The organism is Dyadobacter endophyticus (genome assembly GCF_014641595.1).
Taxonomy (GTDB): domain Bacteria; phylum Bacteroidota; class Bacteroidia; order Cytophagales; family Spirosomataceae; genus Dyadobacter; species Dyadobacter endophyticus.
Window position 1 is genome coordinate 1,613,681 of record NZ_BMIA01000002.1, and the last position, 22,971, is coordinate 1,636,651.

The 22,971-nt window shown below is 48.3% G+C and carries 21 protein-coding genes; 5 read left to right on the plus strand and 16 right to left on the minus strand.

All coding sequences use genetic code 11. The features are described 5' to 3' along the window. Positions 1–27 precede the first annotated feature (27 nt). The 10 genes from IEY24_RS18800 to IEY24_RS18845 form a co-directional block, all read right to left on the minus strand. Entirely contained in the window at positions 28–1,629 is a 1,602-nt protein-coding gene (locus IEY24_RS18800; protein ID WP_188934851.1) for a hypothetical protein, read from the minus strand. Between the two features lie 278 nt (positions 1,630–1,907). Next, positions 1,908–2,552, minus strand: a complete 645-nt coding sequence (locus IEY24_RS18805) for an OmpH/Skp family outer membrane protein (RefSeq protein ID WP_188934853.1) — start codon at positions 2,550–2,552, stop codon at positions 1,908–1,910. A gap of 11 nt (positions 2,553–2,563) precedes the next feature. Continuing rightward, complete coding sequence (locus IEY24_RS18810) at positions 2,564–3,217, minus strand: OmpH/Skp family outer membrane protein (protein ID WP_188934855.1); 654 nt, start codon at positions 3,215–3,217, stop codon at positions 2,564–2,566. Positions 3,218–3,271: 54 nt separating this feature from the next. Further along, a complete protein-coding gene (bamA, locus tag IEY24_RS18815; protein WP_188934857.1) occupies positions 3,272–5,869 on the minus strand; it encodes an outer membrane protein assembly factor BamA in 2,598 nt (865 codons plus the stop codon). 6 nt (positions 5,870–5,875) lie between these two features. Beyond that, the gene (gene uppS, locus IEY24_RS18820) at positions 5,876–6,628 is read right to left on the minus strand and encodes an undecaprenyl pyrophosphate synthase (RefSeq protein ID WP_188934859.1); all 753 of its coding nucleotides are present in this window, start codon (positions 6,626–6,628) and stop codon (positions 5,876–5,878) included. A gap of 317 nt (positions 6,629–6,945) precedes the next feature. Then, positions 6,946–7,728, minus strand: a complete 783-nt coding sequence (locus tag IEY24_RS18825) for a LytR/AlgR family response regulator transcription factor (protein ID WP_188934861.1) — start codon at positions 7,726–7,728, stop codon at positions 6,946–6,948. After that, entirely contained in the window at positions 7,712–9,160 is a 1,449-nt protein-coding gene (locus IEY24_RS18830; protein WP_188934862.1) for a histidine kinase, read from the minus strand. The genes IEY24_RS18825 and IEY24_RS18830 overlap by 17 nt, the downstream gene beginning before the upstream one ends. Positions 9,161–9,184: 24 nt before the next feature. Further along, a complete protein-coding gene (locus tag IEY24_RS18835; protein ID WP_188934864.1) occupies positions 9,185–9,841 on the minus strand; it encodes a hypothetical protein in 657 nt (218 codons plus the stop codon). A 35-nt stretch (positions 9,842–9,876) separates the two neighbouring features. Next, positions 9,877–12,036, minus strand: a complete 2,160-nt coding sequence (locus IEY24_RS18840; RefSeq protein ID WP_188934866.1) for a TonB-dependent receptor — start codon at positions 12,034–12,036, stop codon at positions 9,877–9,879. Positions 12,037–12,166: 130 nt separating this feature from the next. Beyond that, positions 12,167–12,802 (minus strand): 3-keto-disaccharide hydrolase, encoded by a 636-nt coding sequence (locus tag IEY24_RS18845; RefSeq protein WP_188934868.1) that lies wholly within the window; start codon positions 12,800–12,802, stop codon positions 12,167–12,169. A 95-nt stretch (positions 12,803–12,897) separates the two neighbouring features. Here IEY24_RS18845 and IEY24_RS18850 point away from each other — a divergent pair, with 95 nt between their 5' ends. Next, positions 12,898–13,401, plus strand: coding sequence for a fasciclin domain-containing protein (locus IEY24_RS18850; protein ID WP_188934870.1), 504 nt, complete (start codon positions 12,898–12,900; stop codon positions 13,399–13,401). A gap of 82 nt (positions 13,402–13,483) precedes the next feature. Here IEY24_RS18850 and IEY24_RS18855 read toward each other — a convergent pair whose 3' ends face one another. Next, positions 13,484–13,903, minus strand: coding sequence for a nucleoside-diphosphate kinase (locus IEY24_RS18855; RefSeq protein ID WP_188934872.1), 420 nt, complete (start codon positions 13,901–13,903; stop codon positions 13,484–13,486). Between the two features lie 205 nt (positions 13,904–14,108). Between IEY24_RS18855 and IEY24_RS18860 the strand changes: the two genes are divergently transcribed. The 4 genes from IEY24_RS18860 (at position 14,109) to IEY24_RS18875 (ending at position 17,731) form a co-directional block, all read left to right on the plus strand. Next, entirely contained in the window at positions 14,109–15,143 is a 1,035-nt protein-coding gene (locus IEY24_RS18860) for a DHH family phosphoesterase (RefSeq protein WP_188934874.1), read from the plus strand. A gap of 47 nt (positions 15,144–15,190) precedes the next feature. Continuing rightward, positions 15,191–16,102: an FKBP-type peptidyl-prolyl cis-trans isomerase gene (locus IEY24_RS18865; RefSeq protein WP_188934876.1), complete on the plus strand. Its 912-nt coding sequence runs from the start codon at positions 15,191–15,193 to the stop codon at positions 16,100–16,102. 129 nt (positions 16,103–16,231) lie between these two features. Continuing rightward, positions 16,232–16,807, plus strand: a complete 576-nt coding sequence (rdgB, locus tag IEY24_RS18870) for an RdgB/HAM1 family non-canonical purine NTP pyrophosphatase (RefSeq protein ID WP_188934878.1) — start codon at positions 16,232–16,234, stop codon at positions 16,805–16,807. A gap of 30 nt (positions 16,808–16,837) precedes the next feature. Then, on the plus strand, positions 16,838–17,731 hold the full coding sequence (locus IEY24_RS18875) for a polyphosphate kinase 2 family protein (protein WP_188934879.1): 894 nt from the start codon (positions 16,838–16,840) through the stop codon (positions 17,729–17,731). A 66-nt stretch (positions 17,732–17,797) separates the two neighbouring features. On the opposite strand, the gene IEY24_RS18880 is transcribed toward IEY24_RS18875, so the two are convergent. The 5 genes from IEY24_RS18880 to eno all read right to left on the minus strand — a co-directional run bounded on the left by IEY24_RS18880 (position 17,798) and on the right by eno (position 22,970). Then, positions 17,798–18,751, minus strand: a complete 954-nt coding sequence (locus IEY24_RS18880; protein WP_188934881.1) for a DUF8428 domain-containing protein — start codon at positions 18,749–18,751, stop codon at positions 17,798–17,800. 330 nt (positions 18,752–19,081) lie between these two features. Beyond that, on the minus strand, positions 19,082–19,657 hold the full coding sequence (locus tag IEY24_RS18885) for a hypothetical protein (RefSeq protein WP_188934883.1): 576 nt from the start codon (positions 19,655–19,657) through the stop codon (positions 19,082–19,084). Between the two features lie 76 nt (positions 19,658–19,733). Next, positions 19,734–21,266, minus strand: a complete 1,533-nt coding sequence (gene gpmI, locus IEY24_RS18890; protein WP_188934885.1) for a 2,3-bisphosphoglycerate-independent phosphoglycerate mutase — start codon at positions 21,264–21,266, stop codon at positions 19,734–19,736. A gap of 40 nt (positions 21,267–21,306) precedes the next feature. After that, the gene (locus IEY24_RS18895) at positions 21,307–21,639 is read right to left on the minus strand and encodes an FtsB family cell division protein (protein ID WP_188934887.1); all 333 of its coding nucleotides are present in this window, start codon (positions 21,637–21,639) and stop codon (positions 21,307–21,309) included. Positions 21,640–21,698: 59 nt separating this feature from the next. Next, entirely contained in the window at positions 21,699–22,970 is a 1,272-nt protein-coding gene (gene eno / locus IEY24_RS18900) for a phosphopyruvate hydratase (RefSeq protein ID WP_188934889.1), read from the minus strand. Between the last annotated feature and the right edge of the window lies 1 nt (position 22,971).

Consider the following 22,971-nt stretch of genomic DNA (forward strand, 5'->3'; position numbering starts at 1 on the left):
CTCTTTTTTATTGGTAGTATCCTGGAATTAGTTCTCGTCTTTAGTGTACGGAACAAAGTCTTTAAAGGTCTTCTTAATTGCTACATCTGTCGCTTCTTTCTTATTCTCCCAGTTGGCATCCAGTTCCAATGCTACGAGGCCGCTGAGGTTCATCAACGCCTTGAATTCGTCGAGCTTTCTGATAAAGTCAGGCTGGCGGCGGGCGGATTTCTGGCCCCATTCACGTGCGAACACGTCACCTTTATTTTGCAGCTCGTTCTTCTTCTGCATTACGTAGTTGAAACGGTCGAGCAAACCATTCACCGACTTCCCAATCACCTCTGTTGCCTCCAGCGTTCCGACCGTCGCGACGGTGGTACCACCAATGGTGGTAATGTAGCCTCGGGTCTGCTGGTCTTTTGTAGCAATTACCGGCGCCAAGCCCGTGGTGGCTCCCAGCGAGGCGTTTAACAGTGATCTGCTGCGCTTGCCTTTTTTAGCACGGGTATAAGCCCTTTTTAACTGGCCTTCCTTTTCGGTCATTTGCTCGATCAACCCCCACGCATTCACCAGCGAGCCCCGGTACAGGTTATACACGTAGGTGTCGCGCAAGCTTTCATCCACGGTATTCTTAATTACAAACTTGATCGTACGCTCCTTCTTGTTCTGAGCCTTATCAAGCACGTAAAAAATAATATTGAATGAGAGTGTGTCAAACGGATCTTTTACAAATTCATAGCCCGGCTCCCAAATGAACTCGTAGCTTGTTGGCGTATTTTTCACCAATGCACTCTGCGGGACATTTTTGTTTTCCGAGATAAAATTGAATGTTGTAATATCTTCCTCCCCGTTTGGGTCCGACAATGTGAATCGCAGGTTAATGCGGTTATTCTCCGCACTGCGGACAACTGTATTCTGGGGAATAATCGTAAAATCAGGCGCGAGGTCCATTTGGGTCACATCCAACTTCAGACGGCCTTTCGTACGTGCTTTCGAAGGTTGGTCTTCCACATAAAACTCCATGTACCGCGGCCCCTTTTTGAGGATAGCAAACTGCTGGCTCGAAGGCTCCCAGGTAATCTCCCCTGCAGCGGACAATTTCATCCCTTCCGGCATTTCTTCCAGAATGGGAACGAACACGATCGGATCGCCGTCCTGATCCCGCACCGCACCCATATCGATCTTGTAAACATTCTGTGTTTTGTATTGAACATAGAACGGTTGCAACTCGTCAACCTGCGGTGGCCGGTTTACGTGGTTTACTTTAAAGACAATCTCGCGCGATGCAGTTTCACCGGCACTATTTTGTCCTTCAAAGACAACCGGAAATGATTTGGTAGTGTTGATCCGGTCGGCGATATCGAAACCAGGCGTCCACACGAAATGACCCGTAGAATCGAATTTCATATCCTTCACCAGGCCGCTAGCTACCGAATACCTTAACGAATCGCTCTTCCCTCCTTTGGCCTGAAGGTGAAAATTAACCTCCTTTCCTTCATAAAGCACATTCCACTCCGCCTCCGCTGGGAACACAAGTTGTAACGGGCCCGTTGAGGTATTGTTTTTCATATTATCCTGCCCCTGCGCCCTCAGTACTACAAAAACGGGTATCAGAAGTATCAGTATTTTATGAATTCCTTTTGTTAGCATGACATCAAAAATATAATTAATTCCATGAGTGAAAGAACACTCTGATCTTAACGCAAAACTACTAAATCCTGTATAGAATGCTCTGTGATTAGTTGTAAAATTGAAATCCGCAAAAGTGCCTGCCCGCGGATTAAATCAGTTTGTACTTTTCAAATACAGCATTCTGGACGGGTTTATTAATAAAGCAAGCCGACCACCTTTCGATACTCAAAGCAAAAACCGGAGTGCAATCCTTTTTAAGACTGCGCTCCGGTTTTTAAAGTTCAATATTTACTTTATTATTTTTTCTTTGGGGCGGTTGCCGGAGTGGTAGCAGGAGCTGACGCAGGTTTCGCCGCTGGCGTTGTTGCTGCCGGTGCCGCTGCTTCTACTTTGTCGGGATCAACACCCAGTTTACGAAGAATCAGGTTTGTAGCATTGTTGTCTTCCGATGCTGCGAACAGGATGATAGGCGTTGTTCCCTGTCCTGCATCCATATTCAGGATAAAAAGGAAGCCGCTTTCTTTTCCTACTTCCTGGATTGCATTGTTAACTTTTGTCAGGATCGGTTCGAGCAATTGCTGCTGTTTCGTTTGCAGAGAAGTCTGTGCATTGTTACGCATTTCTTCGATGCGGGTCGAAAGGTTTTGAAGCTCTTTCTCTTTATCAGCGCGAATAACGTCGGTCATGCTCGGACCGTTCTTTTGGTATGCCTCGTACTTCTCCTGAGCCTCTTTGTAAGTTTCCCCGATAGCCTTGTCCAGCTGCGCTTTGGTAACTTCCAGCTGATTTTGCATCACTTTTGCTTCCGGCAATTTGCCGATTATGTAGTCGACATTCGTGTAACCTATTTTAGTAGGCCCGCCTGCCGGGGTAGTCTGGGCTAAGAGAGGGGTGGTGATTATGGTCATCACGACCAGAATTGCCATCAATTTTTGTTTCATTGCTCTGTTACTTATTTAAGTTTACTGGTTGTACTTTTTTGTTTCGGTGAGTTTTGCGCAGGTGCCCCTGGCTGCTGCTGGGCCGGCTGTTCTGTTTTACCGGCTTTGTCAGTGCCTCCTGTTTTGTCATTGCCTCCTGCTTTATTGGCTTTCGGGTCGATCCCTAGTTCCTCCATCACGTAGTCCGAATAATCGTGTTTCGGATTGGTGTAGAGCATGCCTATGTCGCTGGATTTATCGAACATAAAATCGAGCCTGCGCTGGCTGCAAACCTTAGTCACTGCTCGCTGTACTTTTTCAAGTACGGGCTTCATCAGTTCCTTTTTCTTCTGGAACATCACGCCCTCAACGCCGAATATCTTACTGTTGTATTCGCCTGCTTCAAGCTCCTTCTCCCTGATTTCACCCTGCCTCTTCCTTTTCAGCTCATCGGTCAGCAAGATTTCCTCTGCCATGTAGGCACGCTGCATGCGGTCGACCTCGGCAAATTTGTCCCGGATTTCCTGCGACCACTTGTCAGTGAATTTCTTCATCTCTGCCTGAGCGGCCTGGTATTCGGGCATTTTACTGGTAATGAACTCCATGTCCGTATACCCGATCTTCTGGGCATATAGTGCTGAGCTGCATAGAATTGACAAAACTAGTAAAATAAAAATCTTCTTCATGCCAAGCTGCTAATATAATTTGCAAACCTCTTAACGAATGCCTCCCTCAGATTATTATCTGATTTGCTGGCCGATTGTAAAGTGGAACTGTGGTCCGCTCCGGGTGTTCTGCCCCTGGATTTTGTCGAATCCGTACCCCCAGTCGATACCAAGCAAACCGAACGCGGGCATGAAAATCCGCGCACCTACGCCCGCAGAACGTTTCAGATCGAACGGGTTGAATTCGCTGTAACTGCCCCAGTTATTACCACCTTCGGCAAAACCGAGTATAAAGATCGTCGCCTGCGGGTTGAGCGAGACGGGGTACCGAAGTTCCATCACATATTTATTGTAAACAATACCTCCACCCGATGCAGGATAACCATTAGCAGCCAATGGCCCTACTTTCTGATCCTGGTAACCACGGAGACCTATGATGTCCTGGTCCGCGAGCGAGAAAGTACCCTGGCCTGCCAGACCCGAACCGCCAAGAATAAAGCGACCGAACGGGCTGTAACCTACCTTGTTTCCGTATGCACCCAGGAAACCCATATGGGCCCGCGTGCTCAACACCAGTTTTCCGACGATAGTCGCATAGTAGCTCGCATCGAACATCCATTTGTGGTATTCCACCCAGCGGTAAGTATCGGTTTTGTCGGAGAAGGCTTTCTTTCTGAACACCGAGTAAGGTGGCGTGAAAGTCGCGCTCAATGAGATATTGCTACCACTTCTCGGGAATTGGAAATCACTCAATGTGTTCCGCGAGATCGTTGTGTTAAACGAAATGTTGTTCGAGACCCCTTTGCTGTAACCGATCCGGAAAATGTCAAGGCTGTCGAGACGGTAACGCTGGTATGATAGCGAGTGCGTCATCACGAGGTTACGATCCGGCTCTTTCAGACGGCGACCGAGTGAAAGCGTGATACCATTGTTGTAATATCCTCCGCGGTAGCTTACTCTTCCGCCACCTCCGCTCGTGTTATAACCATAATACGAGCTCAAATCCGTCATGCGGTAAACCGTGCGCTGAAACGAAACCCCGAAGTTGATCGGCTTTTTACCGCCCAACCAAGGCTCACTGAACGACAGCGAGTAGGTCTGGTACTGCTTACCGTTCGCCTGGAAGCGCAATGAAAGCTTTTGTCCGTCGCCGGAAGGCAATGGGCGCCATGTTTCTCGGTTCGGGATGTTTTTAATGGAGAAGTTATTAAAAACTAATCCAAGCGTTCCCACAAAACCGATGTAACCGCCCCATCCACCTGAAAGTTCGATCTGGTCGGATGGTTTTTCTTCTACTGTATATTCGATATCCACCGTACCGTCGGCCTGGTTAGGGATCGGGTTGATCTGGATTTTTTCAGGGTCAAAATAACCCATTTGCGACAATTGGCGCTGGGTGTTGATGATCTCCGTTTTGCTGAATTTCTGGCCTGGCAGCGTAAATAGCTCGCGCAATACCACACGGTCGCTGGTTTTGGTGTTACCGTTCAGGAGAATGCGGTTGATCGTTGCCTGCTTGCCCTCGAACATGCGTAGCTCTACGTCGATAGAGTCGCCTTCAACAGCTCTCTCGGTCGGGTCGATGTGGAAATACAGGTAACCGTCATCCATATAAATTGAACTAACGTCCGATCCCGGAATACCGTTGATTTTCTTTTCAAGTTCCTCAGGATTGTACACATCGCCCTTCTTCACACCCAGGCGGTCGCTCAGGTACTGCGAGGGATACAGGTAGTTACCCGACCAGGTGATATTCCGGTAATAATATTTCTGACCTTCGTCGATCTTCATATCGATGCTGATCGTCTGGTCGCCGTTTATGATGGTATCGAACTGGATAGTCGCATCACGGTAACCGTTTTTACGGTAGTAGGCGATCAGCTTCTCCTTATCCTCGTCGTATTTCTTAGGAATGTATTTAGATGGGTTGAAAAGACGTCCGATGCGTCGCTGCTTGGTGCCTTTCATCTTACGTTTCAGCAACTGGTCGCTGATAGCCGTATTGCCTTCGATGTTGATTTTCTGGATCTTGACTTTTTTACCCTTCGTAATCGTGAAGTTCAAAGTAGCCTGACCACGCGTTGAATCGGGGATTTGGAGGACTTTTACTTTGGTATAGTAAAAGCCTTTATCCATATAATACTTCTTGATAACCAGCTGGGTATTCTTAATGATCGTCGGCGTGATCACACGGCCTTTGATCAGCTTCACCTTGTCATTCAGCGTCTCGCGCTCGCCCTTACGGATACCCGAGAACGACACTTTGTAAAGTCTTGGACGTTCTTTAATGTGGATATTCAGCCAAACCTTCTCGGCTTCGATCTTGGTAGCCATGATTTCCACATCGTCGAGCGTTCCGAAGTCCATCATTTTCTTGATAGACGACGTTACCGCCGGCCCTGGAATACGGATTTTGTCACCCGGTTTCAGGCCGGAAATGGAGATCATCGAGTTAGGGTCGAGGAACTGGGTACCCGAAACGGTCACTTCTGCAATCGTGTATTCTTTGGGGTTGGCCGGATCGATGCCCAGATTGGTCGGGGCAGCGGTTGGTTTTGCGCCTCCCAGGCCTACACGCTGTGCCTGTACTGAAACACAGCAGCATAGCAGGATTAATGCAGAAAGGCCTTTGAGATGTGCTAATGATTTATTCAAATTTTTCACTGGGTTCATATAATTCTACTTAGCACCATTCGCTTTAATTTGTTCACCCGTTTTGCCGAAGCGTCTTTCGCGATTCTGATACGAAAGTATCGCCTCGTACAAATGCTCCCGGCGGAAGTCGGGCCAGAAAAGATCCTCATAAAAATACAGTTCAGAATAGGCCAGTTGCCAAAGCAGGAAGTTGCTGATCCTGTGGTCACCGCCCGTGCGCAGCATCAGGTCCACCTCGGGGCGGCTGCCCGTCGACAAGTTACCTGCTACTACTTCCTCATTAATTTCTTCGGGTAGCAAAATGCCGTTACGAACATCCTCGGCTATTTTGCGTGCTGCCTGGGTAATGTCCCACTTGCCACTGTAACCCAATGCCAAGATGAGATTCAGGCCCGTATTGTTGCGTGTCGCTTCGATTGCTTTTCCGAGCTGGTTCTGGCAGCTGCGTGGCAGGCTGCCCGTATCCCCGATCGTGTCGAGCTTCACATTGTTTTTCATCATGGTAGGCAGCTCGTTGCCTATCGATTGCACGAGCAGTTCCATCAGTGCCCTTACTTCAAATTCCGGGCGTGCCCAGTTTTCGGTTGAAAAAGCATACAACGTCAAGCAAGAAACCCCGAGCTCCGCACATCCTTCCGTCACTTCCCTCACTGCCTTGATCGCATTGCGGTGACCAAACACACGCGCTGCACCCTGGTTCTGGGCCCATCTTCCGTTACCGTCCATGATAACGGCGATGTGTTTTGGCAGATTGCCCGTATCAATGAGCTCCTTCATTACTCCCGACTCCTTTTAACCTTTTTTAACAAAACAAAAACAACATGATCGAAGCGCCTGCCATCGGGAATGATTTTCGGCCGCTCCGGGTTATTTCAGGAATCAGTTTGCCAGTAATCAAATACGCAGCAACCTGTCAATGTGTGCCGAAAACCTGCACAATTCATTCCTGCCTTCGCCCCTGGCCAATCAGAAAGCCCTGACCGACAACGCATTAACCTCCAAAATAACAATGGAAATTTAAACGAGGGCGCAATTTAGGAATAAGAATCAGGTCTACAAAATGAATATTCCGGTACAATCAGGGTGTAATTCGATTAATTATCAAGAAGATGGCGGATAGCGTCGCCATAGGTACTGCCGCTGGTGACCTGAGAAGCCTTGCGATCGCGCATCACGATCACATACTTCCCGTTGAAGTGTTTCTGGATTTCCTTGATATGGTGGGAGTTGACAATTCCTGCCCGGCTCACGCGCAGGTAATGCGCGGGAAGCTTCTCTTCGAGCGAGGTGAGCGTGTAGTTGAGCAGGTATTTCTGCCCGTCGAGCGTATTCAGGAAAACGTATTTTTCCTCCGCTTCGAAATGCGTGATCTCCGTCAGCGGTATCAGCAGAATGCGGTCGCCGGATTTGACCGACAACGAAAATATCTCCCTCTTAGGCTTCATTTCTTCCAGCAGCCTCAGCAGGTTTTCCGAATAGGGGTTGAAACCGCCCGAATGCCCATTACCCGCCTGGGTAATGTTCCTGATCTTTTCAATGGTTTTCAGCAGCCGATCGTTCTCCACCGGTTTCAGCAGGTAGTCCACGGAATTTTCTTCAAAAGCACGGATCGCGTATTGGTCATAGGCTGTCGAAAACACCACTAACGGCATTTTGGTAAGCTTGGAAAGCATTTCGAAGCCGTTCAGCAGAGGCATTTCAATGTCGAGAAAAATAACGTCGGGCTGGTGTTTGTCGATTTCAACCAGTCCTTCGGCGCCGTTTTTGGCTTCTGACACGATGTCGAAAGTGTCGGTATACTTTTCGAGCAACCTCCTGAGGCGGCTCAACGCAAGCTGTTCGTCGTCGATCAGGATGGTTTTAAGCGGAAAATGCATGGTTGGATTGTTGATGTTGTTCAATAGCGGATTTCTGGATGGCAATATTAACCGATTTATGCGGTTGGTTGTGCAGTTCCAAACGGGCATGGTCGCCGTAGAGCAATTTCAGCTTGTCCTGAATACTGCGCATGCCGTAACCGGCACCGAGCGTATCTGAGAATGCCGGCCCATTGTCGTGCACGCACAAATGCAGCCATTGGTCCTTTTCATAAATCTTCACCACGATATTCCCCTGATCGGCCATCCGCGAAATGCCGTGCTTGATGGCATTCTCGACGATCGGTTGCAAAATAAATTTAGGCACGTAAAGACTTTTCAAAGATTCTTCCTCGACCTCCACCGTAAACCGCAACCGATCGCCAAACCGCACTTTCTCGACTTGCAGATAGGTTTCTACCATTTCCAGCTCATTTTCAATGGTATCAAAATAATCACTGGTTTTCCGCCCTGTGGTGTAGCGGAAGAGTTTGGAAAGCAGCAGCGTCATTTCCTCTGCCTTGTCGGGATTCTCGTGTACGAGGCTGGCAATGCTGTTCAGTGAGTTATATAAAAAATGCGGGTTAATGCGTGCCTGCAATGCATCCAGCTCGGCTCTCGTTTTCAGTTTTTCAAGATTTAATAATTGATATTCCTGATCTGAAATCTTGCGGGAAATTTGCCGGCCTTCGCGGCTCAGGAAGTAAAACACGTTCGCGATCGCGATGGGTGCCCATGAATACCAATACCAGGGGGCATTTTGCGAAGGCTCGGCCGGGTAATGCGCAATGTAATCGCTCACAATGTTGGTCGCAAAAAGCTGGTGCATCCCAACCGCCAACAGACTATCAAATAAAAAGACGACGACAGATAAGATGATATGCTTGGCCAGCAGGCTTTTGACAATCATATCCAGCCAGGTCGTAAGCCCCTGCGTGATCAGGATCGTGCATACGCCGGTCGCGATGTTGAGTATTACGAGGTACTTATAGAAAGCCAGCCGGACCGGCTCTTCGGTAAACGACAGCTCCGCGGTGAAATACGCGATGGCATTAAAGCCATACAATATCACTGCGCCAAGAAATGCTGCCACCAGCGTGCCGATCCAACCCTGGTTCTGAATGATGGCGATCAGGCTGAAATCCTGCCATTTGAATGATTTTTCCTGTGACGTAAAACTGAAATTAGCCCCCTCAACCCTTGCCCCGCTAAGGTCCACGTCCGAAAGACTACTGAAACTCAGATCCGCATTCCGCAGATCGGAGTTACGGAAAGTCGTCCGGTCGAGGGCCGAGAAACGAAGTTTTGCATTGCGCAGATTGGCCCCGTCGAAGTTAATATCCTTCAAGCTCGAAAAGCTGAAATCTGCATTTTCCAGATCCATGTTACTGAAATCCCTTCCGTCCAGCGATGAGGCTGTCATGCGCAACGGCTTCGTCTTGTTATCGTCCATGCTAAAAAACCCTAAACGTTAATATCAGTTTGTCTGAGAAAGCATCCATTCGGTTTCCATTTTGCCCCAATCCGGGTGAATAGCGGTTTCCGGCTTGAAGGCGCCAAATTTTTGCTGTGCTTTTTCGAGCATCGGCTTCGCCACCTTTTTCCCGCCGCCATATTCCTCCGGTGTAAAGAACAGGCTCGAACCTTCGAGGTAATAAATTCGCGGGTTCTCGGCATTGATCGATTTCGCCGATTGCAAATAGCCAGAGAACTTCTCGCCATCCGCCTGCCAGCGGTTCATCGGATCGGCCGCAAGGTGTATTTGGGATTGATAAGCTTTCAAAACTTCCAGCTCGTCGTTCGGCTTGCCCGCAATGCCTTCCGCGTCTTTCAATAAGGCATTTGCTTTATCCAGATACTGGTCTTTTTCCGTCAGGGTTGGTGCTACGAACCCGAGAAGCACATTCGCATAGGCCGCATAGTATTTCGGCAGCCATTCCTTGGGTTCTGCGGCGGCGATGCGCTCGAACCGATTGGCAATATCCACGAGGCTTTTCGGGTCGGGTTTCGAGCGGTCGATACCGTTCAATGCTTTAATGCCGTCGCCCATGGCCTGGGTATACTTTTCGTTCTGCGACCATGCGATGCTCGTGGCAAGCACAAACAGTAATCCGAATGTGAATAGCTTTTTCATTGTTTTGTCAGTTTTAAAATGCTGGTTGTTTAATATTAAAATTCGTCTTTCTCCACTTTGGCTTTCCTGGAAAGCATGATCTGCATCCCCACGAAAAAGCTTCGGTAACTCTGCGGGCCCACGGCGTAGCGCGTCTGCCCGTCGGGCGTGTAGCGGTACGTGAATACATTGCGGGTATTAAGGATATTATCGACCGTGGCATAAAATATCACCAGGTTCCCTTTGATGCTTTGCAGCTTGCTGGCCTGAATGCTCACATTATGTACCGACGGCGTGCGGTCTTTCAGGAATTCTTCATTATTGGGATTGTAGTAAGGCCGCCCGCTGGTGAATGCGTAAGTCGCGCTCAGGTTGGTTTTGGCCTTTTCGAACCATTTTTTGGTAATGAGACTGATATTATGGTTCGAAATAAAGGTAGGCGTGGCGGATTGGGCATATTGCTGAAAGAGCCTTTTTGAATCCACAAAACTGTAAGTAACCCAGTAATCGAGGTTCTTGATGGATTTCTGGTCGCGCCAGAAGAAGTCGAAGCCGCGCGCATAACCGTCGCCGCCATTGTTGGTCGCGCCCCAGGGGAAGCGGTATGGATCGGCATCGTATTTCTGGCCGGTAAATTCGCGGACGAGTTGCGCGTAATTTTTATAAAATGTCTCTACCCGGAACGTACGCTGGTTTTTGATAATCTGGTAATTGAGGATCAAATGGTCGGCGCGCTCGTATTGGAGGGATTTATTTAAATACAAATAGCGGTAATCGGGGTTTTGATAGAACTGTCCCGCGGCTAGGGAAATCTGGCTGTACCGGCCGGTTTTGTAGGCGAATGACAGCCTTGGAGCAATATTGGCCCGGCCGATGATCGAAGAATATTCGCTCCGTACGCCGATCCTTCCAGCCAATGCACGGGTAATATAAATCTCCGACTCCACGAATGCGGCGGTATAGCGGTCTTTCAATCGGTAAAGCTGGCCTCCTGCGCCATTACCGAGATTAATGGCATGCGCCTCGGCTCCAAAGAGTATGGTATTGTTTCCCGTAAGCAGGCGTGTGAGCACAACGCGTGCCTGCGTACGCTCGTCGAAACGGTCGAAATTGGCGCCGTCATAGGTCATATTGTCCTTGTTGCGGCTATATGAAATGCCGGAATTCAACGTCCAGCGGCCGTCGGCCCAGGAGTCGGTGTAGGTGCTCGTGGTGAATGCATTGTTGTTTTTTAAAACCAGGCGCATTTTGCCGGTATCCGAGGACGGGTCGTTGCTATTCATGCTCAGATGGCTGTCGGAATACATGCCGTAGACTTTGAGCACACCATTTTTGGTCGGCTTCCAGCGGTAGGTCAGTGAAGAGCCTTTGAATTCCGGCACGTGGATCCATTCCACATTTTGTTTTACCAGCTTAAACAACGGCCGCAAATTGCCATAATACACCACGGCGGACACCGATTGGTTTTTATTGGCATAATCATAATTCAAACCCGCATTCGCCAGGTTCAAACTAATACCCAACCCATTATTGCTAACCTTGTCGGTCGTATTCAGTAACAAAACCGACGACAATGCCTGCCCGTACTGCGCCGAATAGCCGCCGGTACTGAACGAAGTACCTTTAAACATAAACGGATTGAACCGCCCCCGCGACTGCACGTCGGGTAACGAGCTGAAAAACGGGTTCTGGACGATCATCCCGTCGATCACGATCTTCGTTTCCTGACCGGAGCCGCCGCGGACGAATAGCCCCTCCTGCTCCCCTACGCGCTGTGCACCCGGCAAAAATTGCATGGCGCCGGTAATATCCGCCGCTGCGCCCGCCGTAGTTACAATATCCAGCGGTTTCAGCATAGCCATTCTCTTCTCGTCCGACGCCTCAAATGCGCCCGCGGTAATCACCACGGTATTCAGTTCGTTGGCCAGCTCTTCAAGTTTAATGGACATTGCGGGAATACTTTCTTTCAGATTAATCTTCTTCTCAAAAACCTCGAACCCGACATAGCTCGCAGCGATGGTTGCCGTGTCGGACTCAGACGTCTGGAATGCAAAAACGCCGTTCGCATCGGTCGTTCCGCCGTCGTAGGTGCCTTTAAGGAACACATTCGCACCGGGCAATGCATTTCCCCTCTGGTCGGTCACCTTGCCCTGGATGCTCTTTTGGGCAAAAACCGTCGGGGTAACGAATAGTAACAGACAATAAAAAAGCTTCATGGCTAATAGATTATGTGTAACTGCTGACACAAATCTATTGGCCATGAAGCCGTTTGGTAAGTGATTTCCGACGAAGTGCCGGTTTCAGCGGGATGAATATGCCCGCTGACGGAATGAAAAACCGCCGGTTTTAGAGCTCTTCGAGCAGGATATCCTTCCAGCGCACCTTGATACCGCCGCCGTCGTGGATCTGCAATGCGATAGAGCCTTCGCCCGCACCGATTTTAGCATCGGTAAGGTCTACCATTTCGTGGCCGTTGAGCCAGGTTTGGGTGCGGTCGCCTTCCGCGCGGATGCGCAGCGTGTTCCATTCACCCATTTTCAGGAAACCTTCTTTTTCGTCGGGGATCTGTACGAGCCAGTTGCGGCCGTACGACTCATAAATACCGCCCGTGTCGTGGTTTGGCGGCGCCACTTCTACCTGCCAGCCCGAAACTTTGGTACCAGTTACCGTCGAGCGGAAGAATACGCCGCTGTTACCATTCGCCTCTTGCCTGAATTTGAGGGACAGGTCGAAGTTCTTGTAAAACTTGTCGGTAGTGAGGTAGCCGTACTTCTTGTCGGGGCCGCTTTCACAGATGAGCTCGCCGCCATCGACGTACCATTTCTCGGTACCGTGGACGGTCCAGCCTTTGAGGTCTTTCCCGTTGAATAATTTGACAGGCTTCTTCAATGGATCGGCAGATGGGCCTTTCAGCGCGAAAAACGCCGAGTTAAGCATCAGAACGGCTGCTCCGGCGACGATCAATCGTCTCAATTTTAGCATGGTTATTATGGGATTAGGATTAAAAATTTATGGTTACAAATTCTATCAAACTACATTTTACATTAGTTTTACAAAAATTAACCACTTGGAAAGCTATGAAAAAAAACCGTTTTGGGGGGCGTTGGGCAGCATTTTTTTTGGCAGCAGGGCTATTTTCAACGATTTTGATTTCTTGTAAGGAAGACAGCAACGATGTCGTAAAACGGAAGGCGATGACCGACGTAATATCAGAAAATCCAGAATTTAGCATGTTGAAGGATATCATGGAGCGGGCAGGTCAAAGCGACGCTTTCAGGTCACAGAATCAAACGCTATTGGCTCCATCTAATGCCGCTTTCAATAAAGCCAAAATATTCAGTTCGAAGCTAATTACTGATACTGAAGCAAAGGCGTTTCTCAACAATCACGTTATCAAGTCTGTAAAGAAATACGGTGAGTTTGACGCCGGAACTCTTGAGACCGCTGGCACGCTGAAACTTAATGTCGCGAAGAAGGACACTGTGGTGACTTTTAATGGTGCCAAAATCAACAGAAAAGATGTAGAAACAAATAACGGTTACATTCAAGTGCTTGACAGCGTTTATGTAAAAGTTTTGTAGTGAATTGAGTTAATCATACTTATATAAAATAAGAACCCCGAAGCTCAGGCTCCGGGGTTCTTATTTTTATAAGCTAATCTTCTCAGAACTGCTCAATATGCGAGAAGAAGAAGTTTCCTTCGATTTCAGCATTTTCGTCTGAATCCGACCCGTGGATCGCATTCGCTTCGATCGATTTTGCATACAACTTGCGGATCGTGCCTTCCTCTGCATTGGCAGGGTTGGTAGCACCGATCAAAGTCCGGAAATCAGCCACCGCGTTCTCTTTTTCGAGGATCATCGGGACGATCGCTCCGGATGACATATACTTGCAAAGATCATTATAGAAAGGACGCTCTTTGTGCACTGCGTAGAATTCTCCCGCACGCTCGGGAGTAAGTAAGGTTTTTTTCAGGGCCACAATCCGGAATCCTGCTGCTTCGATCATTTTGATGATTGAACCTGAATGACCATCCTGCACAGCATCAGGCTTGATCATGGTAAATGTCTTATTTGTTGGCATACGTACTTGGCTAAGTTGATTTTGGGTGCAAAGCTACTATTTTTCAGCCTATATCCCCGAACCTTTCGTCCGTAAACGCCCGTCTTATATTAAATCACCGCCTGATTGCCAGCCTTTACCGGGCATAATGAAGCAAATCCCAACAGTTTTGTTAATTTTGTGGGCTCTAAGCAAACAGGAAATACCTCTTTTGAACTAAGTAACTGTGAATCAAATCATTGGAGAGCTTCGCTCTTTTTTATCCCAACCCCAAAAAATTGTTATCACAATGCACCGTGACCCGGATGCCGATGCATTGGGTTCGTCCCTGGGTTGGGCCAGTTATTTGCTCAAAAAAGGACATGAAGTGACGGTTATCAGCCCTACCGACTATGCTGCGAACCTTCGCTGGCTTTCGGGCATGGAAAATGTGCTGGTATATGAGAAGGCTTCCGAGCAAGGAAAGTGCAAAAAAAAGATCGAGCAGGCGACATTGATCTGCTGCCTTGATTTTTCGGCATTATCACGTTTGAAGGACCTCGGAAAAGTAGTTCAGGATGCGGCCGCACCAAAAATGATGATCGACCACCACCTCGAACCGGAACATTTTGCGAAATGGATGGTTTGGGATACCAAAGCTGCGGCTACGGCACAGCTGGTGTACGAACTTGTGAAAGAAATGGAAGGCGGCTTACCTGCCGAACAGCTCTTCGATATTCCGATGGCCGAATGCCTCTACGCCGGCATTATGACCGACACCGGCTCGTTCAGGCACGGTAATGTAACGCCCGCGGTGCATCTAGCGGTAGCCGACTTAATGCGCACAGGCTTCGATTCGAGCCGCGTGCACCGGCTGATCTACGACAATGCGCCGCTTTCGCGCCTGCAGTTCCTGGGTTATGTGCTTTCTCAGAAACTCGTTGTGTTACCCGAGTACCGCACGGCATATATGGTACTTACCGAGGCAGAACTGCAAAAATTCAACTCGTCATCCGGCGAAACGGAAGGCATCGTGAATTATGGCTTGCAGGTCGAAAATGTAGTGATGTCGGCCATGTTCATCGAACGAAAAGGAGAGGTTAAAATCTCATTCCGGTCGGTGGGCACATTCTCGGTGAGAGACCTGGCCAGTACCCATTTCAGCGGTGGCGGACATAAGAACGCATCGGGAGGCCGGTCCGAACAATCAGTAAATGAAACGGTTGCAAGATTTCTAAGCATACTTCCTTCATACCAGGAAGAACTCTTGAGCGTTGACTAAACTTAAATTCTAACTTCACTAAAATATCTTCTAATTAACACGTCCCAATGAATTTAAAAACAATCGGTTATGCGATGGGCATAACTATTCTCGCAGCCGCTTGCAATCAACATCGTCAGCAGGTTACCGAAAGCGGTCTTAAATACACGCTTTTCGATCACGAAGACGATGCGAGGAAAGCCAAACTAGGGGATATCATGACATTCCACCTGGTGTTGAAGAATGGAACCGACTCTACGCTCCGCGATACATATAAAGAGAAAAATCCGGTTAAAATGGTATTGCAGGCGCCTCCTTACAAAGGCAGTTTCGAAGAAGGCCTTACCCTGCTCGCAACTGGCGACAGCGCCAAGTTCCAGGTGAATGCCGATACTTTGTTCGCGAAAATCGGTCAGCCGATGCCGCCGATGATCAAAAAAGGTTCCGAGCTGACATTCACCGTGAAGGTGATCAGCGTATTGACTTCGGAGGAATTCCAGAAGCAACAGGCTGAGGCCGGTAAGAAGCAAAAGGACATCGACGCCAAGGTGATTGAAGAATACCTGGTTAAGAACAACCTGAAAGCAAAAGCCAGAAAAACGGCTTCCGGCCTTGTTTACGTACCGCAAACGGAGGGTACAGGCGAAAGCCCTGCGGCCGGCGATAATGTGAAAGTACATTACACAGGCAAGTTCCTCGACGGCAAAGAATTCGACAGCTCTAAAAACCAGGGCAAGCCACTTGACCTGCAGGTGGGCGCCGGAATGGTGATCGCAGGCTGGGACGAAGGCATCACCCTGATGAAAAAAGGCGAAAAAGGTTTGCTGCTGATCCCTTCGGGGCTTGCTTACGGGCCCGAAACATACGGACCAATCCCTGGCAACTCCGTATTGCAGTTTGAAATGGAACTACTCGACTTTACAAAAGGCACTAAGCCAGCGGCTGGCCCTGCGCTTCCGACTCCTGCTCCTGCGAAATAGTTGAACTAAATATTAAATGCCACGAAGGCACGAATTATCACGAAACATATTCGTGCATAATTCGTGCCTTTGTGGCATTTAACCCTACCTATTTTTTGCGTAAAATGCATTTCAATCATGTGACTATCTATGAAACTTTGCTTTGCAACAAACAACCAGAACAAACTCAAAGAAATACAAGCCTTACTTGGCAACAGGTTCGAGCTAGTGACATTGTCGGACATCGGCTGTTTTGAAGAAATACCCGAGCCGTATGAGACCATTCAGGAGAATGCTAAGGCCAAATCCAGCTATGTCCGCGAAAAATATGGCATCGACTGTTTTGCAGACGACAGCGGCCTCGTCGTTCCTTCACTGAATGGCGAACCGGGGGTGCATTCGGCCTATTATGCCGGCCCGCAACGCAGCCATGACGATAATATCAATCTGCTGTTGAATAAGCTATCCGGCGAAGAGGATCGCAGTGCCTACTTCCTCACAGTCATTTCACTAAGCCTTGGAAATGAATATTATGCATTTGAGGGCCGCGCTCAGGGAACGATTATCCATGAGAAACGCGGTACCGGCGGCTTTGGGTATGATCCGGTGTTTATTCCGGACGGGCAAAACCGCACTTTTGCGGAAATGACCCTGGCGGAAAAATCCCAGATAAGCCATCGTTCCATTGCTTTTGCCGCGCTGGTTGATTTCCTCGATCAGCATTGACCTTTTTAATTCACATTAAATCGTACGGACATGTCGGACTTTAACTCGGATGATTATCGCTACGACGGTAGCAAGAAATTTGACATTAGTAAGGCTAAAACGAAGTTCAAAGATATTTACGCCGACAAGGCCGAGTACGAGGCCATGCAGGAAGAATCGGCCAAAGAGCTCGACGAGTTGCAGAGCATGATGTACGCGCACAACCGATACGGCCTCCTGGTGATTTTCCAGGCAATGGACGCTGCCGGCAAAGACGGGACCATCAAGCACGTACTTTCGGGAGTTAATCCGGTAGGTGTGAAAATCCATTCATTTAAGAGGCCGACAGAGACCGAACTGGGCCACGATTTTCTCTGGCGGACGAACCAGGTGTTGCCTCAGCGCGGTACTATCACGATTTTCAACCGCAGTTATTATGAAGAAGTACTGGTAGTAAAAGTGCAGCCCGAAATCCTGACGCAATCGCAACGCTTACCAGTGGAGTTGACGGAGGATCTGGATAAGCTTTGGAAACACCGCTATTCCGATATCCGCAACCTGGAAAAATACCTTTTCCGTAATGGTATCCGTGTAATCAAATTCTTCCTCAATGTTTCAAAAGAGGAACAGGCAAAGCGGCTCATCGAGCGTATTCAAGACCCATCCAAAAACTGGAAATTTGAGGAGCAGGATGTGAAAGTTCGCGACCAATGGGCTGAATATATGCAGGCTTACGAGGATGCGATCAATGAGACGGCTACCAATAAAGCGCCTTGGTATGTAATCCCTGCCGATGATAAAAAGAATCTCCGCCTGACCGTCGCGAAAATCGTCGCCGAGGAGTTGAAAAAGATGAAAATGACCTACCCCGAATCCGGTCCGCAACGGACCGAGGAGCTGCGCCATTTCATCGACATTATCAATGCGCAAACGAATAAGCCTTAATCAAAAAGAAAGGCCGCTGATCGTTGATCAGCGGCCTTATAGCTATGCATGGTGTGAAGTTATATCTTACTTTTTGATGGTGAAATTACCGCCACCAATTTTATATCCTTCCGCATACAGCTCCACATTGTATTTTCCTGGGCGGAACTTGTTAGCATTATCGTACAACATCTCCACTTTCTGGTTGTTGTTCTGATAAGCAATCGACTCGCGGGTTGTAAATTTAGATGGTGCGCCATCGATTTCAAACTCACCTGAGCCAGTAGCATCGTCAGCTACAACTGCTCCGTCGGGATCAAGTACCCGCACATAAATATCTTTGGGCTCCTGGGCAGTCAACTCGTTTTCCGGAAGATTGAAAACCAGTTTCAGCTTGTCAACGCGGCTCGCTTTGTATTCCTCGCGTTCTTTGGTTTTACCCCTTGAATTAACAGTCAGCACTTTCAAATTCTGTGCTTTCAGGGACGCTGCTTTGCTCACTTTCGCGCTCAACTCTTTGTTAGCCGCAGTAAAAGTGGTTACAGAGTCGGTCAGTTCAGCCTGGCGTTGTACCAATCGCTCACGTTCGCTGGTAAGCGTTCCTACGTGTGTGTGCAGGGAATCGTTGCTTGCTACCAGGTGCTCATTCTCAGCTTTCAACTGTGCGATCATCTCGTCCTTTTCTGTCAGGAATTTCTCGTATTCCTTGATCTTTCCGAGATATTTGTTGGTTTCCACTCTTCTGCTGCGGCTGAATGCTACCTTGTCAGCTTCGAGTTTCTCTTTCATCTTGGTCAGCTCAGTAACATCACCGCCCAATTTTTCAACTTCCGCAATTTTGGCGTCCAATACCGTCGAAATAGAATCCAGTTTAGTTTTGGTCACAGCCAACTCTCTTGCTTTTTCGACTACCATCGACTCCTGCTGGGTCAACTCTTGTTTCTGAGTTGTGAACAAGTAGCCGAACATGGCTGTTGCTAGCCCCAAGACAACTACCATTGCCCAGGCTATGCTTTGCTTATTTTTCTGTTCTTGTTGCATTGATATTAAGTTTTACTTGTGTGATTTAGTTTTCCATGAGACAGGTTAAAAATCATATCCGGGTCTACATGCAGTTCTGATATCACATCAAACAATTCTGTGCCGCTCAATGCCTACGGCTCAAAATGGCCAAGTTAACAAAATCGTTAAATGCACCTGAAATGCAAAAAAGAGCCTCATTATCATAAATTTGGCACTTTTTAATTAACATTTTTTGAATCTGAAAATTCCTACAAACCGTTGGCTATCTAAAACTTGCAATTAGAAAATTGGGTAATGTTACCACAAAATATGGTGTAGAGGTACATAGAAAATAATGCAATAAGCCCGTCAAAGTCCTATTTCCCCCCGAATGCCGAATTCCTTTTTCTCGACGAAGATGAGCTTCTGGTAGCCGGTTACCTCATAAGCGCTTACTTGCAGAAGGTTATTAAGTTTGCGTGCATCCAGGACCACCCTCTTTTCTGAATTATAAATTTTATTCTTCGTATGGATCAATGCCTCGACGTGCAAAGGTTGCTTCAACACCGAGTCAGTATCGACTTTTAGATAAGCGACCGGCAGATCAATGCCGGTTTTAAGGCGGTATTCATAATGCAATGGACCGTTCCGGACGACCTCGTAACTCTGGCGATAGGAAGGTTTGTTAATATCCGCTTGCACGAAGAGTTCGAGTTCCTTCTTCCAATCCACCTCACGTGTCTTCGAAACTTCACGCTTGGTTCCTAAAACCGCCGTTTTGCTGACTTCCGGTTTCTTCTCATTCAAATACACGATTTGATTCTCGATAAAACCTTTTAGATCGTAATAAAGCTTAGGGGCATCGTCGCGGGCTTCCTCCAGGCGACAGGAAACCAATGAAAAAAGGAGAATGGCTGTAACAATGGTAAGGGAGCGGTAATTCATGGATTTCGGATATGGCTAAAAAAACAGAGAGCCCGCCGGACTCTCTGTTGGTTAACATCAATAGATGCCTGAAAGTTTAGAGAATGCTTGTACCTGTCATTTCCGCAGGTTGAGCGATCCCCATCAATGCAAGAACGGTCGGCGCGATGTCGGCCAGCTTACCATTGTTGATTGGTTTCCGATATTCGTTATCGACCAGAATACACGGCACGAGGTTCAATGAATGCGCGGTATTGGGCGATCCGTCGTCGTTCGACATATAATCCGAATTACCATGGTCGGCAATGATGATTGAAGAGTAGCCGTGGTCCAGACCGGTCGTTACTACGGCCTGCACGCATTGGTCAACCGTTTCACAAGCTTTCACAGCTGCTTCAAAAACGCCTGTATGACCTACCATATCCGGGTTAGCGAAGTTGAGACACACGAAATCCACTTCCTCTTTCACCAGTTCAGGCACGATCGCGTCGCGGATGTCGAATGCCGACATTTCGGGTTGCAAGTCGTAGGTAGCCACTTTCGGAGACGGGCAAAGCAAGCGGCTCTCGCCTTCGAAAGGTTTTTCACGGCCTCCCGAGAAGAAGAATGTAACGTGCGGATATTTTTCGGTTTCGGCTATCCGGATCTGCTTCTTACCCGCTCCTTCAAGCACTTCGCCTAACGTGTTATTTAGATTATCCTTATCAAAAATCACATCCACTCCTTTGAAAGTATCATCATAGTTGGTCATGGTGATGTATTTCAAATTGAGCTTGTGCATATTCTGCTCGTGGAAATCCTGCTGGGTAAGTACCTCGGTGATTTCACGGCCGCGGTCGGTGCGGAAGTTGAAGCAAAGTACCACGTCGCCATCCTGGATCAATGCGAGCGGAGAACCGTCGGCATTCGTTGCGATGATCGGCGTGATGAATTCGTCGGTAACGCCTTCTTCGTAGGAAGCCTGTACGGCTTTCAAAACGTCTGCCGCAGGTACGTGCTTACCCTCGCCGTGTACCATGGCGTCGTAGGCCAATTTCACACGTTCCCAGCGCTTATCGCGGTCCATTGCGTAATACCGGCCAGTAATGCTGGCAATACGGCCGGTACTCTGCGCCATCGATTCGTTCAATTCGGTCAGGAAGCCTAATCCGCTCTTTGGGTCGGTATCTCGACCATCTGTGAATGCATGAACGAATACGTCGCTCAAACCACGGTTAGCAGCGATTTGGCAAAGGCCTTTCAAATGGTCGATATGTGAGTGCACACCGCCGTCGGAAACCAGGCCAATGAAATGTATTTTCTTACCCTCAGTTTTCGCGTAGTCGAGCGCCTGCGTGAGCGCGGGCTCCTGTCCGAGCGTGCCCTCGGTTACCGCGAGGTTTATTTTTACCAGATCCTGATAAACCACACGACCGGCACCGAGATTGGTATGGCCTACTTCGGAATTACCCATTTGTCCGTCGGGAAGGCCGACAGCCAGACCACTCGCTTCGAGCTTGCTATGCGGATATTTTTGAAGAATGGAATCGTAGAAAGGGGTATTCGCCGCTAAAACGGCGGAACGGTTCTCCTCGCCGGATTTGGCGATCCCCCAGCCGTCCATGATAATGAGGATGACTTTCTTGCTCAATGTATTCTGAAATTAAGATGATATTTAAGAGAGTAACAACTTACTCTTCCTTTTTGCTTTCGATTGGCTGATTGTTTTCGTCCACAATCACATAGACTTCTTCGTTGGGCCGGCGCATCATAAACTTCTCGCGCGCCCATTTTTCAAGCATTCTGGGATTTCCGAAAACCTCATTCCGCTCTTTTTTGACGTCCCTGATCTTGTCCTGGAGAATCGCTTTCTCCTTTTCCAGGTCCTTCATCTTCATCCGGTTCGACATCACGACCCGGATATTGTTGTTGTCGAGGAACAATATCCATATCAGCCACACGACGAACGTGGCGATATAGAAGTTCTTTAATGTGTGCAGAGACCAGAATGAGTGGTTTTTCATATTTGAAATACCCTTAAACAAGAACCGGAGCGCTGGGCTCCGGCTCTTTAATGGTTTGATTAGAATTTCAATCCAGGGAAGTAAGCGCTTTCGCCCAGTTCTTCTTCGATGCGGAGAAGCTGGTTGTATTTCGCCATACGGTCAGAACGTGAAGCCGAACCGGTTTTGATCTGGCCTGTGTTCAATGCAACCGCAAGGTCAGCGATCGTCGAATCTTCTGTTTCACCTGAACGGTGCGACATAATGCTCTTATAGCTGTTGCGTTTTGCAAGGTTTACAGTATCGATGGTTTCAGTCAAAGAACCGATCTGGTTTACTTTCACCAACACCGCGTTAGCGATTTGTGATTCGATACCTTGTTGCAGCCGGGTTACGTTGGTTACGAACAAGTCGTCACCTACCAGCTGGGTTTTGTGGCCCACGGCGTCTGTCAAAGTTTTCCAACCTGCCCAGTCGTCTTCGTCCATACCGTCTTCGATGGAGATGATCGGGTATTTAGCAACCCACTGAGCCCAGTAGTCAGCCATTTCGTCAGAGCTCAACTTGCGGCCATCCGATTTTTTGAAGTGGTAGAGGCCGTTTTCGTAGAATTCAGAAACAGCTGCGTCCATAGCGATGAAGATGTCTTCGCCTGGCTTATAACCCGCTTTTTCAATTGCCTGAAGAACAACCTCGATCGCCTCTTCGTTGGATTTGATATTTGGAGCGAAACCACCTTCGTCACCAACGTTGGTAGAGTAGCCTTTGCTTTTCAAAACAGTTTTCAACGTATGGAAAACCTCAACACCCATGCGCAATGATTGCGAGAATGTATCCGCTTTTACAGGCATGATCATGAACTCCTGGAAATCGATGGAGTTATCCGCGTGGCTACCTCCGTTCAGGATGTTCATCATCGGTACCGGCAATGTATTTGCGTTGGTACCACCTACGTAGCGGTACAATGGAAGGTTTGCTTCCTGTGCAGCAGCTTTCGCAACGGCCAAAGAAACACCCAGGATAGCATTAGCGCCAAGCTTCGCTTTGTTAGGCGTGCCATCCAGTTCCAGCATGATTTTATCAACAAGGTTCTGCTCGAATACGGAGCAACCGATCAGTTCAGGGAAAATGATGTCGTTTACATTTTCAACCGCTTTCAAAACTCCTTTTCCAACGTAAACGCTTTTGTCGTCGTCGCGAAGCTCTACGGCCTCGTGCTTACCGGTAGAAGCTCCGGAAGGAACCGCAGCGCGTCCCAGGTAACCATTCTCGGTACGAATATCAACTTCTATTGTAGGGTTTCCTCTTGAATCCAGAATTTGTCTTGCATGTACTGACTGAATCGTACTCATT

Bases quoted from the DNA above. Each gene is read 5' to 3' on its own strand.
- IEY24_RS18800 (WP_188934851.1), bottom strand. From the start codon at position 1,629: ATGCTAACAAAAGGAATTCATAAAATACTGATACTTCTGATACCCGTT.
- IEY24_RS18805 (WP_188934853.1), bottom strand. From the start codon at position 2,552: ATGAAACAAAAATTGATGGCAATTCTGGTCGTGATGACCATAATCACC.
- IEY24_RS18810 (WP_188934855.1), bottom strand. From the start codon at position 3,217: ATGAAGAAGATTTTTATTTTACTAGTTTTGTCAATTCTATGCAGCTCA.
- bamA (WP_188934857.1), bottom strand. From the start codon at position 5,869: ATGAACCCAGTGAAAAATTTGAATAAATCATTAGCACATCTCAAAGGC.
- uppS (WP_188934859.1), bottom strand. From the start codon at position 6,628: ATGAAGGAGCTCATTGATACGGGCAATCTGCCAAAACACATCGCCGTT.
- IEY24_RS18825 (WP_188934861.1), bottom strand. From the start codon at position 7,728: ATGCATTTTCCGCTTAAAACCATCCTGATCGACGACGAACAGCTTGCG.
- IEY24_RS18830 (WP_188934862.1), bottom strand. From the start codon at position 9,160: ATGGACGATAACAAGACGAAGCCGTTGCGCATGACAGCCTCATCGCTG.
- IEY24_RS18835 (WP_188934864.1), bottom strand. From the start codon at position 9,841: ATGAAAAAGCTATTCACATTCGGATTACTGTTTGTGCTTGCCACGAGC.
- IEY24_RS18840 (WP_188934866.1), bottom strand. From the start codon at position 12,036: ATGAAGCTTTTTTATTGTCTGTTACTATTCGTTACCCCGACGGTTTTT.
- IEY24_RS18845 (WP_188934868.1), bottom strand. From the start codon at position 12,802: ATGCTAAAATTGAGACGATTGATCGTCGCCGGAGCAGCCGTTCTGATG.
- IEY24_RS18850 (WP_188934870.1), top strand. From the start codon at position 12,898: ATGAAAAAAAACCGTTTTGGGGGGCGTTGGGCAGCATTTTTTTTGGCA.
- IEY24_RS18855 (WP_188934872.1), bottom strand. From the start codon at position 13,903: ATGCCAACAAATAAGACATTTACCATGATCAAGCCTGATGCTGTGCAG.
- IEY24_RS18865 (WP_188934876.1), top strand. From the start codon at position 15,191: ATGAATTTAAAAACAATCGGTTATGCGATGGGCATAACTATTCTCGCA.
- rdgB (WP_188934878.1), top strand. From the start codon at position 16,232: ATGAAACTTTGCTTTGCAACAAACAACCAGAACAAACTCAAAGAAATA.
- IEY24_RS18875 (WP_188934879.1), top strand. From the start codon at position 16,838: ATGTCGGACTTTAACTCGGATGATTATCGCTACGACGGTAGCAAGAAA.
- IEY24_RS18880 (WP_188934881.1), bottom strand. From the start codon at position 18,751: ATGCAACAAGAACAGAAAAATAAGCAAAGCATAGCCTGGGCAATGGTA.
- IEY24_RS18885 (WP_188934883.1), bottom strand. From the start codon at position 19,657: ATGAATTACCGCTCCCTTACCATTGTTACAGCCATTCTCCTTTTTTCA.
- IEY24_RS18895 (WP_188934887.1), bottom strand. From the start codon at position 21,639: ATGAAAAACCACTCATTCTGGTCTCTGCACACATTAAAGAACTTCTAT.
- eno (WP_188934889.1), bottom strand. From the start codon at position 22,970: ATGAGTACGATTCAGTCAGTACATGCAAGACAAATTCTGGATTCAAGA.